Annotated in this window: 12 protein-coding genes and 2 tRNA genes; 5 read left to right on the forward strand and 9 right to left on the reverse strand. The window is 71.5% G+C overall.

Features of this window, described 5'->3' with window-relative positions:
- Nucleotides 1-97 precede the first annotated feature (97 nt).
- The 5 genes from IEZ20_RS09865 to IEZ20_RS09885 all read right to left on the reverse strand — a co-directional run bounded on the left by IEZ20_RS09865 (nt 98) and on the right by IEZ20_RS09885 (nt 6,237).
- Nucleotides 98-1,582, reverse strand: a complete 1,485-nt coding sequence (locus tag IEZ20_RS09865; RefSeq protein WP_189296574.1) for a peptidoglycan D,D-transpeptidase FtsI family protein — start codon at nt 1,580-1,582, stop codon at nt 98-100.
- Nucleotides 1,579-3,021 (reverse strand): FtsW/RodA/SpoVE family cell cycle protein, encoded by a 1,443-nt coding sequence (locus IEZ20_RS09870; RefSeq protein ID WP_189296576.1) that lies wholly within the window; start codon nt 3,019-3,021, stop codon nt 1,579-1,581. The genes IEZ20_RS09865 and IEZ20_RS09870 overlap by 4 nt, the downstream gene beginning before the upstream one ends.
- Nucleotides 3,022-3,048: 27 nt before the next feature.
- Entirely contained in the window at nt 3,049-4,692 is a 1,644-nt protein-coding gene (locus IEZ20_RS09875; RefSeq protein ID WP_189297021.1) for a Stp1/IreP family PP2C-type Ser/Thr phosphatase, read from the reverse strand.
- 140 nt (nt 4,693-4,832) lie between these two features.
- Entirely contained in the window at nt 4,833-5,363 is a 531-nt protein-coding gene (locus tag IEZ20_RS09880) for an FHA domain-containing protein FhaB/FipA (protein WP_189296578.1), read from the reverse strand.
- 10 nt (nt 5,364-5,373) lie between these two features.
- Complete coding sequence (locus IEZ20_RS09885) at nt 5,374-6,237, reverse strand: FHA domain-containing protein (RefSeq protein WP_189296580.1); 864 nt, start codon at nt 6,235-6,237, stop codon at nt 5,374-5,376.
- Nucleotides 6,238-6,731: 494 nt separating this feature from the next.
- On the opposite strand from IEZ20_RS09885, the gene IEZ20_RS09890 reads away from it, so the two are divergent.
- Nucleotides 6,732-6,815 (forward strand) — tRNA-Leu (locus IEZ20_RS09890).
- A 442-nt stretch (nt 6,816-7,257) separates the two neighbouring features.
- Here the strand turns inward: IEZ20_RS09890 and IEZ20_RS09895 are convergent.
- Nucleotides 7,258-8,706 carry an MFS transporter gene (locus tag IEZ20_RS09895; protein WP_189296582.1) on the reverse strand — a complete coding sequence of 483 codons (1,449 nt, stop codon included), beginning with the start codon at nt 8,704-8,706 and terminating at the stop codon, nt 7,258-7,260.
- 239 nt (nt 8,707-8,945) lie between these two features.
- Here IEZ20_RS09895 and IEZ20_RS09900 point away from each other — a divergent pair, with 239 nt between their 5' ends.
- Nucleotides 8,946-9,854 carry a helix-turn-helix transcriptional regulator gene (locus IEZ20_RS09900; RefSeq protein ID WP_189296584.1) on the forward strand — a complete coding sequence of 303 codons (909 nt, stop codon included), beginning with the start codon at nt 8,946-8,948 and terminating at the stop codon, nt 9,852-9,854.
- Nucleotides 9,855-9,962: 108 nt separating this feature from the next.
- Here the strand turns inward: IEZ20_RS09900 and IEZ20_RS09905 are convergent.
- Nucleotides 9,963-10,035: transfer RNA gene (locus IEZ20_RS09905), tRNA-Ala, on the reverse strand.
- Nucleotides 10,036-10,217: 182 nt separating this feature from the next.
- On the opposite strand from IEZ20_RS09905, the gene IEZ20_RS09910 reads away from it, so the two are divergent.
- Nucleotides 10,218-10,766: a helix-turn-helix domain-containing protein gene (locus IEZ20_RS09910; protein ID WP_189296586.1), complete on the forward strand. Its 549-nt coding sequence runs from the start codon at nt 10,218-10,220 to the stop codon at nt 10,764-10,766.
- Nucleotides 10,767-10,839: 73 nt separating this feature from the next.
- Nucleotides 10,840-12,249 carry a serine/threonine-protein kinase gene (locus IEZ20_RS09915; protein WP_189296588.1) on the forward strand — a complete coding sequence of 470 codons (1,410 nt, stop codon included), beginning with the start codon at nt 10,840-10,842 and terminating at the stop codon, nt 12,247-12,249.
- Here IEZ20_RS09915 and IEZ20_RS09920 read toward each other — a convergent pair.
- Both IEZ20_RS09920 and IEZ20_RS39590 read right to left on the reverse strand, forming a co-directional pair.
- Nucleotides 12,213-13,676, reverse strand: a complete 1,464-nt coding sequence (locus IEZ20_RS09920) for a hypothetical protein (RefSeq protein ID WP_229895995.1) — start codon at nt 13,674-13,676, stop codon at nt 12,213-12,215. The two genes, IEZ20_RS09915 and IEZ20_RS09920, sit on opposite strands and share 37 nt — an antisense overlap.
- Before the next feature lie 227 nt (nt 13,677-13,903).
- Nucleotides 13,904-14,032, reverse strand: a complete 129-nt coding sequence (locus IEZ20_RS39590; RefSeq protein WP_003999697.1) for a DLW-39 family protein — start codon at nt 14,030-14,032, stop codon at nt 13,904-13,906.
- Between the two features lie 255 nt (nt 14,033-14,287).
- Between IEZ20_RS39590 and IEZ20_RS09930 the strand changes: the two genes are divergently transcribed.
- Complete coding sequence (locus tag IEZ20_RS09930) at nt 14,288-14,662, forward strand: DUF6344 domain-containing protein (protein ID WP_189296590.1); 375 nt, start codon at nt 14,288-14,290, stop codon at nt 14,660-14,662.

The following is a 14,662-nucleotide window of genomic DNA, read 5'->3' on the forward strand; positions in this document are numbered from 1 at the left end:
ACCTGGCCAAGCCCGTAACCCGATACAGGACCGGTATCGCAACGTGCGGCGATGTGAAGGTGATGTGAGCGGCGTCACTTCCGGTGATCGGCTGCGGTCACTTCTTGGAGTTGATGACCGCCTCCATGACGTTCTTCGCGATCGGCGCGGCCAGGCCGCCGCCGGAGATGTCGTCGCGGTTGGCGCTCTCGTCCTCGACCACCACGGCCACGGCGACCGGCGAGCTGCCGTCGGGCAGCTTGGCGTAGGAGATGAACCAGGCGTACGGGTTCTCGCTGTTCTCGACGCCGTGCTGGGCGGTACCGGTCTTGCCGCCGACGGTGACACCGCTGATCCGCGCGTTGGTGCCGGTGCCCTTCTCGACCACCGTCTTCATCATGTCCTGCAGGATCTGCGCGTTCTTCGGCGACAGCGGCCGGCTCAGCTCCTCCGGCTTGGTCGTGGCGACGGGGTCCAGGGTGGAGGACTCCAGCGAGTCGACCATGTACGGCTTCATCAGCTTGCCGTCGTTGGCGACCGCCGAGGCGACCATCGCCATCTGCAGCGGGGTGGCCGCGGTGTTGTACTGGCCGATGGAGGACAGCGCGGTCTGCGACTGGTTCATGTCGTCGGAGAACACCGAGGCGCTGGAGCGGATCGGGACGAACTGCTCGGAGTCGAAGCCGAACTTCTTCGCCTCGGCGAGCATCTTGTCGTTGCCGAGGTCGGAGCCGATCTTGCCGAAGACGGTGTTGCAGGACCAGCGCAGCGCCTCACGCATGGTGGCGTTCTCGCAGGGGATGTTGCCCTCGTTCTTCAGCTGGGTCGTGGTGCCCGGCATGGTCCACGGCAGCGGCGAGTCGGTCTTCTCGTCGGCCGAGGTGTACTTGCCGTTCTCCAGCGCCGCGGCGGCCGTGACCACCTTGAAGGTGGAGCCCGGCGGGTAGGTCTCGCGCAGCGCCCGGTTCAGCATCGGGTCGTTGGGGTTGTATTTCTTCTGGAGCTTCTTCCAGGCCGCGGCGTCGTCGTTGGTGTTGCCCGCGAAGGACGAGGGGTCGTACGACGGGTAGGAGGCCAGCGCCAGGATCTTGCCGGTGGAGGGCTCCAGGGCCACGACCGCGCCCTTGCCGCCCCGCTTCTTCAGACCCTCGAAGGCCGCCTTCTGCGCGTCGGCGTTGAGCGTGGTGACGACGTTGCCGCCCTGCTGCTCCTTGCCGGTGATCATGTCCAGCGTCTTGCGGAAGAACAGCCGGTCGTCGTTGCCGGTGAGGATGCCGTCCTCGATGGACTCCAGCTGGGTGGCGCCGAAGGCCTGCGAGGCGTAACCCGTGACCGGGGCCCACATGGGGCCGTTCTTGTAGGTGCGCTTGTACTTCAGGTCGTTCAGACCGGTCTTGCCGTTCTCGGCGGACCCGGTGATGGGGTCGCCGCCCACGATGATGTCGCCGCGCGGGGTGGAGTAGCGGGCGATGGTGACGCGGCGGTTGTTCGGGTCGTCCTTGAGCTGGTCGGCCTTGACGTACTGGAGCCAGTTGTCCCGCAGCAGCAGGGTCAGTACGAGGAGGCCGCAGAAGATCGCGATCCGGCGCAGGGGCTTGTTCATGACGGGCGGACCACCTGGGTCATCTCGGCGTCGGGGTTGCCGGCGGGGGTGGGTGCCGGGCGGCGGGCGGTGTCGCTGATGCGGATGAGGATGCCGATCAGGGCCCAGTTGGCCAGCACGGAGGAACCGCCGTACGCCACGAACGGCATGGTCATACCGGTCAGCGGGATGAGGCCCATGACACCGCCGGCCACCACGAAGACCTGGAGGGCGAAGGCGCCCGACAGGCCGACGGCGAGCAGCTTGCCGAAGGGGTCGCGGGCGGCGAGGGCGGTGCGCACGCCGCGTTCCACGATCAGGCCGTAGATCAGCAGGATCGCCATGATGCCGGCCAGGCCCAGCTCCTCGCCGAAGGTGGCGAGGATGAAGTCGGAGTTGGCGGCGAACCGGATCAGGTCCGAGTGGCCCTGGCCCCAGCCGCTGCCGAGGGTGCCGCCGGAGCCGAAGGCCCACAGCGCCTGCTGGAGCTGCTCGGAGTGGCCGAGCTGGCCCTGGCGGCTGAGGGTGTACTCGCGCATCGGGTCGAGCCAGGACTGGACACGGCTCTTCACGTGCGGCTCGATGCTGGCCACGCCGACCGCGCCGGCCGCGGACATCAGCAGACCGAACACGATCCAGCTGGTCCGCTCGGTGGCGACGTACAGCATGATCACGAACATGCCGAAGAACAGCAGCGAGGTGCCGAGGTCGGTCTCGAAGACGAGGATGAGGATCGAGATCGCCCAGACGACCAGGATCGGGCCGAGGTCACGGCCGCGCGGCAGGTAGAGGCCCATGAAGCGGCGGCTGGCGAGGGCCAGGGCGTCGCGCTTCACCATCAGGTAGCCGGCGAAGAAGACGGCCAGGACGATCTTCGCGAACTCGCCGGGCTGGAGGGAGCCGAGGCCGGGGATGTTGATCCAGATCTTCGCGCCGTAGATGTTGGCGCCCAGGCCCGGCACCAGCGGCAGGATCAGCAGGACCAGCGCGCTGAACATGGAGATGTACGTGTAGCGCTGGAGGACGCGGTGGTCCTTCAGGAAGATCAGGACCACGACGAACAGGGCGATGCCCAGCGCGGTGTACAGCAGCTGGCGCGGCGCGGCCGTGACGAAGTTCGGCAGCGACTGCAGCAGCTTGGACTGGTCCAGCCGCCAGATGCACACCAGGCCCAGCCCGTTGAGCAGGGTGGCCAGCGGCAGCAGCAGCGGGTCCGCGTACGGCGCGAACTTGCGCACGGCGAGGTGGGCGACGCCGGCCAGCAGGCCGAGGCCGAGGCCGTAGCTCAGCAGGCCCGCGGGGACCTGGTCGTCGAGGGCCAGGCCCACGTTGGCATAGGCGAACACCGGGATGACCACGGCGAAGACCAGCAGGGCCAGCTCGGTGTTGCGACGGCTCGGCGCGCCGATGGCGCCGATCGTGGACGTGTGATGCGTCGGCGAGTTCGTAGTACTGCTCATCGTGTGACAGGGCCTCTCACGGCTTGCCTACTGCTTACCGCACAGCGAGACGACCTTCTGCTCGTCCTCCGAGAGAGTCGGGCCGGGGCTGGGGGTCGCGGACGGGGTCGTGGACGGAGACTTCGAAGGGGACGCCGGGGAGGTCGGCGACGTCTTCGAGGCCGACGGGTTCGGGGTCGGGGAGGCCTTGACGAAGGCGGTCTGGGTGGTGGTGCCGGAGGTGCTGTTCGCGCCGGCGGTACCGGTGGTACCCCCGGTTCCGGTGGTACCGGCGGTGGTGCCACCGGTCTTCCCCTGACCGGTCTTGCCGGTCTTGTCCTGGTTCTTCCGGGCGTTGTTCAGCGCGTCCTCGGCGGCCTTGCGCTCGGCCTGCTTGCGGCAGGCGGAGGCCTGCACGGCCAGTTCCTCGACCTTGGTACGGGCCGCCTGCAGGCCGCCCTCCGGGATCGTGGCCTTCACCTGCTTCTGCTGGTACGGCGGCAGGTACTTGAGTTCGATCTCGGGGTGGTCGTTCTCCACCTTCGACAACGACACCCAGGCCAGGTCCTGGCTGATCCCGCGGTACAGCGCGATGTGCTCGTCCTTGGCGCCGACGTAGTACTGCGTCTGCGTCCAGCGGTAGCCGCCGTAGAGGCCGCCGCCGACGACGGCGAGCGCGAGGGCGCCGTAGAGCGAGGTCTTCAGCCATCTGCGCTGCTTGCGCGGCTTGGTGAGGTCGTTGTCGGCGTACTCGCCGAAGCCGCCGGCCGGGGCGTACCCGGCGGTGTCCCCGGAGCCGGGCGGGCCGAACTCGCCGCCGCCGTGCCCCTGGCCCTGGCGGCCCAGGTGGGAGGCGCGGCCGGCCGGGGTCTGCATGATCCCGTTGTCGTGCAGGTGGTGCTGGTTCTCGGCGACGGCGCCGACCACCACCGGCTGGTCGGAGAGCTGCCCGGCGAGGGTGTCCCCGGTGTCCAGGTCGAGCACGTCGGCGACGATGACCGTGATGTTGTCGGGGCCGCCGCCGCGCAGGGCGAGCTGGATCAGCTCCTGCACGGTCTCCTGCGGGCCCTGGTAGCTGGCGAGGGTCTCCTCCATCGTCTGGTGGGAGACCACGCCGGACAGGCCGTCGGAGCAGATCAGATAGCGGTCGCCGGCCCGGACCTCGCGGATCGACAGGTCGGGCTCGACGTGGTCGCCGCTGCCCAGGGCGCGCATCAGCAGCGAGCGCTGCGGGTGGGTGGTGGCTTCCTCTTCGGTGATCCGGCCCTCGTCCACGAGCCGCTGCACCCAGGTGTGGTCCTGGGTGATCTGGGTGAGCACACCGTCGCGGAGCAGGTACGCGCGCGAGTCGCCGACGTGGACGAGACCGAGCCGCTGGCCCGTCCACAGCAGGGCGGTGAGCGTCGTGCCCATGCCCTCCAGCTGGGGGTCCTCCTCGACCATGGAGCGCAGCTGGTCGTTGGCACGCTGCACGGCGGTGCCGAGCGAGGTGAGGATGTCGGAGCCGGGCACGTCGTCGTCGAGCGTGACCAGGGTGGAGATGACCTCGGAGGAGGCGACCTCGCCCGCGGCCTGGCCGCCCATGCCGTCGGCGATGGCGAGCAGGCGCGGACCGGCGTAACCGGAGTCCTCGTTGCCCTCCCGGATCATGCCCTTGTGCGATCCGGCGGCGAAGCGCAGTGACAGACTCATGCGCACCTCGCCCGTCGGCTCCGGGTACAGCCGGTCGTGTCGAGCCACACTGCCCACCCTCCGGTCGGGAGCGCGCCGGAGACCGGGTGGCGGCCTGCCGCTGCGTGCTCGCTCCGCTCGCGCTTATCCATGACGTAGCACTACTTCCGCAGCTCGATTGCGGTCTTGCCGATGCGGATCGGCGCGCCCAGCGGGATCGGTGTGGGGGCCGTCAGCCGGGACCGGTCCAGGTAGGTGCCGTTGGTGGAGCCGAGGTCCTCGACGATCCACTGGCCGCCCTGGTCCGGGTAGATCCGGGCGTGACGGCTGGAGGCGTAGTCGTCGTCCAGCACGATCGTGGAGTCGTGCGCCCGGCCCAGGGTGATGGTCTGGCCCTGGAGCGCGACCGTGGTGCCGGTCAGTGTGCCCTCGGTCACGACCAACTTGGTGGGGGCGTTGCGGCCGCGTCGGCCGCTACCGCCCTGCTGGCCGCGCTGCTGCGGCGGCGCGGCCTGCTGCCGGGCCTGCGGCCGGGCCGCCTGCTGCGGCCGGGCCGCCTCCCTACGCGATCCGCGCTGGGTGACGCGCGTACCGAACAGGTCGCTCCGGATGACCTGCACGGCCACGATCACGAACAGCCACAGTACGGCCAGGAAACCCAGCCGCATGACCGTGAGGGTCAGCTCTGACATTGCCCCCGCTTCACCCTTCGGCTTGCCTATAGATAACGGTGGTGCTGCCCACGACGATCCGCGAGCCGTCGCGGAGCGTAGCGCGGGTGGTGTGCTGCCCGTCCACCACGATGCCGTTGGTGGAGCCGAGATCCTGGATCGTCGAGGGCGTTCCGGTCCGGATCTCGCAGTGCCGGCGCGAGACACCGGGGTCGTCGATCCGCACGTCGGCGTCGGTGCTGCGACCCAGCACCAGCGTCGGGCGGGAGATCTGGTGGCGGGTGCCGTTGATCTCGATCCAGTAGCGGGTGCGCGCGCCGCTCATCGGGGCGGCGGCGGGCCGCTGGGTGGCCGGCTGCGGATAACCGTACCCGCCGGGGCGGGCGCCGGGCGGTGGTGCGGCGGGCATCGGGGGCGCGCCCGCGGGGGCGGCCGGCGGGTAGCCGTAGCCGCCCGGGGCGCCCTGTCCGGGGCGTCCGGCCGGTGCGGCGGGAGCCTGCGGTGCCGCCTGCTGGCTGCTGGAGGAGGCGAGGGTGCGCGAGCGCACCCGGTACAGGCCGGTGTCCAGGTCGTCGGCCTTCTCCAGATTGACCTTGATCGGGCCCATGAAGGTGTAGCGCTGCTGCTTGGCGTAGTCGCGCACCATGCCGGCCAGCTCGTCGCCGAGCTGCCCGGAGTAGGGGCTGAGCCGCTCGTAGTCCGGCGCGCTCAGCTCCACGATGAAGTCGTTGGGTACGACGGTGCGGTCCCGGTTCCAGATGGTGGCGTTGTTGTCGCACTCCCGCTGGAGCGCTCCGGCGATCTCCACGGGCTGGACCTCGGACTTGAAGACCTTGGCGAAGGTGCCGTTCACCAGACCTTCGAGACGCTGCTCGAACTTCTTCAGGACTCCCATGGGGCACCTCCTCCGTCCCTGCCGTCGTCTTGCCTGCTCTGTGCCGCTGCCTCGGCCGCCGTGTTGGGCGGCTGTCCTGCCGGGGTACTGCTGGTACTGCTCACTGATCGTATCTACGCGCCCGCCAATCAGCCGGTTCCCCCAGCGGCTCCCCTTCGAACTCCCGGGTGCGTGTCCTGCTGCCATGGATCGTAGAGGGGGGCGAAGACCAGTGTCCCGCACCCGGCTGTGGACCCGGGCCGCCTCCCGGTGAGATGTCCCGGACCGGTACGAGGTTGATACGAGACGAGCGCCTCCCTGATACGCGCCCCACGGCGGGCCCGTACGCGTCCCGCAGGGGGGCGGCGCGGGCCGTCGCCTCCCCGGCGGGGGCCGGGAGGGGGCGCCGGGGGGCGGGCGGGAAGGGATGTGAATCCACCCCGAACGACGTGCTAATGTTCTCGATGTCGGAAGGGGCCAGCCTGAAAGGGCCGGAAACGGAAGACACACCCAATGCGCGGGTGGCGGAATAGGCAGACGCGCTGGATTCAGGTTCCAGTGCCCGCAAGGGCGTGGGGGTTCAACTCCCCCCTCGCGCACAGAAGGCCGAGGGCCCATCGTGAAAACGATGGGCCCTCGGTCGTTTTCGGTACCGTCCGCGGCCGCTGCCGGATCGGGGTGTGAGCAAGCTCTCAGGCCGGAGTGATCCCGGCCGCCTTGAGGGTGCGGTGCCGCGACCGAGAAGGAGCCGCCCGCCGTCACGTACGGCGATGCCGCCCGCCCGGAGAACGCCGCCGCCCCCGATCGCGCCGACTCCACTCGCGCACCCTCCACTCGCGCACCCTCCATTCGCACCCCCTCCACTCGCGCACCTCTCCACTCGTGCCCCACTCCGCGGGCCGCCTGCCGGCTGTCGCCGTGGGCCCGGGCCATCGGGCCGTACGGGCCCGGGACAGCCGGTGGCCCCGTACCAGGGCGCTGAGCGTCTCGGTACGGGGCCACCGGGTGCTTCGGGGCGCGCAGGCTCGCAGCCGCCCGCCGTTACTGCGCGGGCGCCTTGTCGCTGCGCAGGAACACGGCGCTGGTGAGGACGCCGAGGAGGACGATGGCCGCGTTGACGGCGATCGCGACCTTGATGCCGCCGAGGATGGCGGTGGCTCCGGTGCCCGCCATGGCGGCGGTGACGACGGCGCTCATGATCGGCGTACCCATGGTGATACCGACCTGCTGGGTCATGGTGGCGAGGCCGGTGGCCAGACCCTGCTCGTGGTTGGGGAGACCCGTGGTGGCGGTGACCATGAAGCCCACGATGACCAGCATGTTGCCGACACCGCCGAGGAAGCTGGCGACCAGCATCAGCCACATCCACGAGCGGTCGTCGCCGAGGCCGACCAGCGCCGCGGTGAAGACGGTCTGCAGGATGCCGCCCACGATCAGGGTCTGCTTGCTGCCGAGCTTGCCGATGAACTTCGGGGCCGTGACACCACCGGTGACCGTGCCCAGGCCGAGGATGCCGAAGGACAGGCCGGCCGCGAGCGCGGAGAAGCCGAGGACGTCCTGCAGGTAGATGGTCAGCGGGAAGACCAGGGAGCACTCGGTGAGGAACGCGATCAGACCGGCGACGTTACCCCAGGCCACCGACCGCTTGCCGAGCACGCTGAGCGGGACCAGCGGGGCGGACACCTTGCGCTCGACGGCGTAGAACACCACCAGCAGCACCACGCCCGCCGCCAGCGACAGCAGGGCCTCCGCCGAGCCCCAGCCCTTCTCGCCCGCCTGGGTGAGCCCGAAGATGATGGCCAGCAGGCCGAGGGTCACGCTGATGGCACCGGGCAGGTCCAGCTTGGGACGGTCGTCGGGACGGGACTCCTTGATGACCGTCGGGGCGACGAACAGCACGACGAACGCGACGGGCACGTTGATGAAGAACGACCACCGCCACGACAGCAGGTCGGTCAGCACACCACCGAGGATGGCGCCGGTGGTGAAGCCGCTGGACATCAGCGCGCCGTTGAGGCCGAGCGCCTTCTGGCGCAGCGGGCCCTCCGGGAACGAGGTGGTCATCAGCGACAGCGCGGCAGGAGTCACGGCGGCGGTGGCCAGACCCTGGAAGACGCGGGCAATGATCAGCATCTCCGGGTTCTGCGCCAGCCCGCCCACGAGCGAGGCCGCACCCAGGACCACGAGGCCGCCGAGGAACAGCCGGCGACGGCCGAACAGGTCGGCGACCCGGCCGAAGAGCAGCGTGAAGCCCGCCGCGCACAGTGCGAACGAGGTACCGATCCACTGCAGGTGCGACAGCGAGAAGCCGAGGTCCTTGCCGATCACCGGCAGCGCCACGTTCAGGATGGCAAAGTCCACGGCCAGCATGAACTGCGTGGCGAGCAGCAGCACCAGCACCAGCTTGAGCCGGGGGGTGAGCACGGCGGGTGCCGCGTCGACGGCAGTGCCGGGCGCGGTACCGGCCGCCTCGGTATCAGTGACAGACATGACGTCGAGTCCTTTTCCTCGTGGTTCCTGACACGCGCCGCACTCGGTCGCGTCACGCGGTTACGGGGAAAAGGCTCGTGGGCGGCCGGATTCCAAGCCAGCACCCTGCATTGCACAGCCAGCACGAGGGTAGTCATTTCATGACCACCCTCACGGCTTTCAGCCTTCGGAACCGGCGGGCATCATGAGAGGTCAACAGTGGGCAGACCCTGCCGCACTCCGCCGACCTGGAGGCATGAATGGACGCCTCGTCCGAGCTGGGAGACTTCCTCAAGTCGCGCCGCGCCGCGCTGCGTCCCGAGGAGGTCGGCATCAACCCGCACCCGAGCCGCCGCCGCGTCACCGGGCTGCGCCGTGAGGAGCTGGCGATGCTCGCGGGCGTCAGCATCACCCACTACACCCGCATCGAACAGGGCCGCGCCACCAGTGTCTCCGACGGCGTGCTGGAGGCGATCGCACGCACCCTGCGCCTCACCGACGACGAGACGGCCCATCTGAAGGACCTCGCGCGCCCCGCGGCCTCCTCGTCCCGTCCCGCCCCGCCCCGCGTGGCGCACGCCAGCGCCTCGGCCCGGCAGTTGCTGGCGGCCATGACCGACGTACCGGCCGTCATCATGGACCGGCACAACGACGTCCTCGCGTGGAACCAGCTGGGCCACGCGCTGCTCGCCGGCCACCTGGCGCCCGACAGCCCCGACACACCCGCCACCCGCCCCAACCTGACCCGGATGCTGTTCCTGGACGAGCAGTACCGGGAGTTGTACGCGAACTGGAACGAGCAGGCCCAACTCGCCGTGGCGCACCTGCGCCTGGTCGCCGGCCGCCACCCCGACGACCGCGCCCTCGCCGAGCTCGTCGGGCAACTGACGATGAACAGCGACGAGTTCGCCGCCCTCTGGGCCCGGCACCCGGTGCGCACCTGCACCTCCGGGCTGAAGCACCTGCGCCACCCCCTGGTCGGTGCGCTGGAACTCAGCTTCGAGAACCTCATCCTCCCCGGCACCTCGGGCCAGCGCCTGATCGCCTACACCGCCGAGCCCGGCTCTCCCTCGGAGGCGGCACTGCGGCTCCTGGGCAGCGCGACGGCCCCGGTGGTGCAGGACACGACGGCGGCACGGCACTCGGTCACCACACCGGCGGCGCGGTGACCCCGGCGGGCACCGCCGCCGGTCGCCTGATCGGGCAGACCTAGCGGGACGACATCGCAAAGAGCCCCCCTGACCCGCGTTTTTGCAGGTCAGGGGGGCTCTTGGGTGTGGAGCCTAGGGGAGTCGAACCCCTGACATCCGCCATGCAAAGACGGCGCTCTACCAACTGAGCTAAGGCCCCGGGAAGGAGCGACCGGCCGGACGGATCACTCTCCGGCGGGTGCCGCAGACCAGAGTACCGGGTCACCCCCCATATCCCGCAAAAAGATTGGGGGTCCCCGTGGATGACCACTCTCCGTAAGATGCTCGACGTGGTTCGCTACAGCGAACCGCGGTTTTCAGGGGAAGCGATGGGGAGACGCAATGGACGCCGCACAGCAGGAAGCCACCGCCAGAGCGCGGGAGCTGCAGCGGAACTGGTACGGGGAGCCGCTGGGGGCGCTCTTCCGTAAGCTCATCGACGATCTCGGGCTGAACCAGGCCCGGCTCGCGGCGGTCCTGGGCCTGTCCGCTCCGATGCTCTCGCAGCTGATGAGCGGCCAGCGCGCGAAGATCGGCAATCCCGCGGTGGTCCAGCGGGTGCAGCTGCTGCAGGAGCTGGCGTCCCAGGTGGCCGACGGAAGCGTGAGCGCCGCCGAGGCCACCGAGCGCATGGACGAGATCAAGAAGTCGCAGGGGGGCTCCGTGCTCAGCAACACGACGCACACGACGAACAGTTCCGGTGCGCCGACCGTCAAGCGCGTGGTCCGCGAGATCCAGTCGCTGCTCCGCTCCGTGGCCGCCGCGGGCGACATCATCGAGGCCGCGGACGCCCTCACCCCCAGCCACCCCGAGCTGGCGGAGTTCCTCCGCGTCTACGGCGCCGGCCGCACCTCCGACGCCGTGGCGCACTACCAGTCCCACCAGAACTGATCCTGGGCGGTCGGTAGCGAGCGGCGCGGGGGACGCCGGGGTTCGTCGGACCAGGGGAGGAGCGGCGGCTGCCATGGGTGAGGTCTTCGCCGGCCGGTACGAGCTGGCCGACCCGATCGGACGGGGAGGTGTGGGTGCCGTCTGGCGTGCCTGGGACCACCGCCGACGACGCTATGTGGCCGCCAAGGTCCTCCAGCAGCGCGACGCCCACTCCCTGCTCCGCTTCGTCCGCGAGCAGGCCCTGCGCATCGACCACCCGCACGTCCTGGCCCCGGCCAGCTGGGCCGCCGACGACGACCAGGTGCTGTTCACCATGGACCTGGTCGCCGGCGGCTCCCTGGTCCACCTGGTCGGCGACTACGGCCCCCTGCCGCCGGCGTACGTGTGCACCCTGCTCGACCAGCTGCTGTCCGGGCTCGCCGCCGTCCACGCGGAGGACGTGGTCCACCGGGACATCAAGCCCGCCAACCTGCTCCTCGAAGCCACCGGCACCGGCCGGCCGCGGCTGAGGCTGTCCGACTTCGGCATCGCCATGCGGCTCGGCGAACCCCGGCTGACGGAGACCAACCTCGTGGTGGGCACGCCCGGTTACCTCGCCCCCGAGCAGGTCATGGGCGCCGACCCCGACTTCCCGGCCGACCTGTTCGCCGTCGGCCTGGTCGCCCTGTACCTCCTGGAGGGAGCCAAGCCCGACGCCAAGGCGATCGTGCGGTACTTCCTGGAACACGGGACGCCCGGCCCGCCCCAGGGCATCCCGGAACCCCTCTGGCAGGTCATCGCCTCGCTGCTCCAGCCGGACCCCGCGGACCGGTTCCGCACCGCCACCGGGGCGCGCAAGGCGCTGGCCGCCGCCGCGGAGCTGCTGCCCGAACCCGGCCCCGACGACGAACTCATCGAGATCTTCGACCAACTCGGCCCGCTTCCGCCCGGGTTCGGCCCCGGCGGCCCCCTCCGCCAGGCCTCCGGCGTGGCCCTGGAGCCGGTCCCGGACGGTACGCCGACCCCGGCCGCGGGCGGTACGCGTCCCCCGGCCGCCGAGGCGACCGGCACCGGCTCCCTCTCCGACACGGGCAGCTTCCGTCTGCTCCCTCCGCAGCAGACCCGGCAGAGCGAGCGGCTCCAGGAGGCGCCGCAGACCCGACAGCCCCACCAGCCCCTCCAGGCCCAGCAGACCGACCAGACCGAGCAGACCGAGCGACTCCGGCAGCCCCTGCCCTCGCCCTCGGCGCCGTACCCCCCTGCCGACCCCCGCGTCGACACCGGCACCGCCGCCTACACCGCCCGCGATCCCCAGGTGCCGCCGCCCCACACCCCTCCGCCGCCCCCGACCCCGACCGCATCACGCGCCGGCGCCCACGGCCGCGGCCGTCGGGCGCGGCGCGCGGCCCGCCGGCCAGGCCCCCCGGCCAGGGTCGCGATCCCGATCCTGCTGCTGGCGCTGGCCTGCTACGCGGTGGGCTTCTGGGCGCTGGCCCGGGTCTGAGCCCGCCGGGCCGCCACCGTCCACCCGCCGAGGAGCAGGAGCAGCGCGGTGCCCGTGCCGAGCCCGCCGACGGCGACCAGCAGCATCACCCGGTGACCGGCGCCGGCCCCGGTGTCCCCGGTGAGCGCGGCCTCCCGGTCCTCCTCGGTGACCGAGAAGACGCCGTCCGGTACGGGCCGCCCTGCGTACCCCGGCGCCGCCTGGGCCCGGCCGTCCACCCGGACCCGCAGGGTGACCTCGAACGGCCCCTGCCCGAACGCGCCGGTCAGCTGGGTGCCGAGGCTCACGGCCAGGTAGTAGTCGCCGGCGAAGCGGACGGAGGTGACCCCGGCCGCCACGGCGTACCGGTTGCCGTACTCCACCGGTGGCAGCGGTGCGAGGGCGGCGGACTTCGGGGTCCCGGTGTAGCCGAGGGAGGCGCCCTCGACGTAGCCGCGCACGGGGTTGTAGAGGGAGAGGTCGAGGGCGCCGCCGGCATAGCCGTGGCCCGGGGAGCCGGCCAGCTCGGCGGAGGCGTGCAGCCGTCGGCCCCAGTCCAGCGGCACCTTGTAGAACCGGGTCTCGCCCGGGGCCAGCGTGGTCCGCCAGACGCCCTGGCCCAGCGGGCGGGCGGTGGCGAACCCGGTGCCGCCGGAGCGGTCGCGGGGGGTGCCGGTGAGGGGTTCCGGCGTGGCGGAGTCCCAGGTCCGCGGCGCAGTGGTGGGGCCGGCCGCGGCGAGGCCCGGTTCCGTGGCGGGCGCGATCTCCAGGTCCCACCGCCCCGACGAGGCCGCCGTACCGGAGCCCTCGGCGTCGAGGCGTTCGACCAGCACGTAGTACGTGCCCCCGCCCTGGCAGAGGGCCTTGCCGGCCTCGCGCTGCCCCAGCGCCGTGACCGGGCGCGGACTGAGCCCGGCGCCGAAGCGGGCGGAGGAGTAGGAGCAGGAGGTGCCGTTCGCGTCACGGACCGAGACCCGGATGCCGTCGGTGGCGGAGACCGTGGCGTCCGCGGGCGGGACGGCGGTGACGGGGACGTACGCGGTGTCCGCGGCGGAGAGCCGGAGGCGGTAGAAGAGCCTGCCGCGCGGGGGCAGCGAGCTGCGGTAGGTGTGGCCGGGGTCCAGCGGGGCGGCGTCCGCGGTGCGCTCCGCACCCGCGGCGGTCCGGGCACCGGGCGCGAAGGCGTACGGCCCCGGACGCGCGCCGGCGCCGGCGTCGGCTGCCGCCGCGGCGGCCGGGGCACCGGCGGGGACACCGGTCGGCAGGACGAGCGTGGCGGTCAGCACCAGCAGCGCGACCACGGCACGTCGGCCGGTCAGGACGTACCGGGTGACCAGGGCGTACCGGGCGGTCGGGGCGTACCGGGCGGTCGGGCCGCAGGAGGCGGTGTCCGCGGCCCGCGCGGCTCGCCGTCCCGCCCACGTCGCCGTACCCCCTCGCGCCCGCACGCGCCACCACCCCCAGTCGTCGGACGGCCGCCCCGGACCGCAGGCCCCATCCTGCCCCGGGTGCCGCTCGGCCATCCGGGCAACGCGTACGCCCGTCCGAAACGCCCCGCACGACCCGGCACTCCGCACCGCCGCCTAACCCGGCCGCCGGGATCCCGCAACACGGGAGAACGCAAAACCCCGACCGCTCAGGCGGCCGGGGTCGGTTCAGCTCGGGTACAGGGGACTCACGAACCCGTGGGCACGGAGTCAGTCGCCTCCGTCCACAGGTCCTGCTCGGCGCGATCCGCCTGGATCTGGCGGTACACGAGGAGCCCGCCGATGGCGGCCAGTGCGACCAGGAGCAGCTTCTTCACCGCGCGACCTCGTCTTTCCTTGACGTAGGGGACCTCTGGCGCCCGACTATACACACCGACCGATATCGATCGGTGACCTGCGTCGGGCCCCAACTCCCGCCCCGGCGCGGCGCGGAACTTCTCCCGCCCTGTGCGTCCATACGAGTGGTGTTGATCTGAACATCGACGCGCCAGGGGCGTCGGTCCACCACTTCGCGGCGCTCATACACATCATGAGGAAAGTACGCAAATCGCCCGACCCGAAAGTGAGGGGCCATGGCCCGGAACAAGGTCATGAAGCTGTGGACCGCCATCGTCACCGCCTTCCTCGCGCTGTGCACGGCGCTCGGACTCGTCACCGCCGCCACGGCGCCCGCCGCCGCGGCCGGTCCCCGCACCGAGAGCCCCCACACCGGCACCGCGCAGCGCACGGCCCCCACGATCCCGGCGGCACGCCACTGGGCCTGGTCCCACGGCAAGGCCCTGCCCCCCACGATGAAGCAGCGGATCCGGGCCGAGGCCCACGGGAAGACGCCGGCCTGCCGCCACCGCCCGGTCGCCGAGAACCAGACCCCGTCCGAGACCACGGCCCACGAGGACGCCTCCGACCCCTCGGACCCGGCTGACCCCGCTCGCCGCCTCGACTGCTGA

It is taken from the genome of Streptomyces cinerochromogenes, assembly GCF_014648635.1.
Taxonomy (GTDB): Bacteria; Actinomycetota; Actinomycetes; order Streptomycetales; family Streptomycetaceae; genus Streptomyces; species Streptomyces cinerochromogenes.

Bases quoted from the DNA above. Each gene is read 5' to 3' on its own strand.
- IEZ20_RS09865 (WP_189296574.1), bottom strand. From the start codon at position 1,582: ATGAACAAGCCCCTGCGCCGGATCGCGATCTTCTGCGGCCTCCTCGTA.
- IEZ20_RS09870 (WP_189296576.1), bottom strand. From the start codon at position 3,021: ATGAGCAGTACTACGAACTCGCCGACGCATCACACGTCCACGATCGGC.
- IEZ20_RS09875 (WP_189297021.1), bottom strand. From the start codon at position 4,692: ATGAGTCTGTCACTGCGCTTCGCCGCCGGATCGCACAAGGGCATGATC.
- IEZ20_RS09880 (WP_189296578.1), bottom strand. From the start codon at position 5,363: ATGTCAGAGCTGACCCTCACGGTCATGCGGCTGGGTTTCCTGGCCGTA.
- IEZ20_RS09885 (WP_189296580.1), bottom strand. From the start codon at position 6,237: ATGGGAGTCCTGAAGAAGTTCGAGCAGCGTCTCGAAGGTCTGGTGAAC.
- IEZ20_RS09895 (WP_189296582.1), bottom strand. From the start codon at position 8,706: ATGTCTGTCACTGATACCGAGGCGGCCGGTACCGCGCCCGGCACTGCC.
- IEZ20_RS09900 (WP_189296584.1), top strand. From the start codon at position 8,946: ATGGACGCCTCGTCCGAGCTGGGAGACTTCCTCAAGTCGCGCCGCGCC.
- IEZ20_RS09910 (WP_189296586.1), top strand. From the start codon at position 10,218: ATGGACGCCGCACAGCAGGAAGCCACCGCCAGAGCGCGGGAGCTGCAG.
- IEZ20_RS09915 (WP_189296588.1), top strand. From the start codon at position 10,840: ATGGGTGAGGTCTTCGCCGGCCGGTACGAGCTGGCCGACCCGATCGGA.
- IEZ20_RS09930 (WP_189296590.1), top strand. From the start codon at position 14,288: ATGGCCCGGAACAAGGTCATGAAGCTGTGGACCGCCATCGTCACCGCC.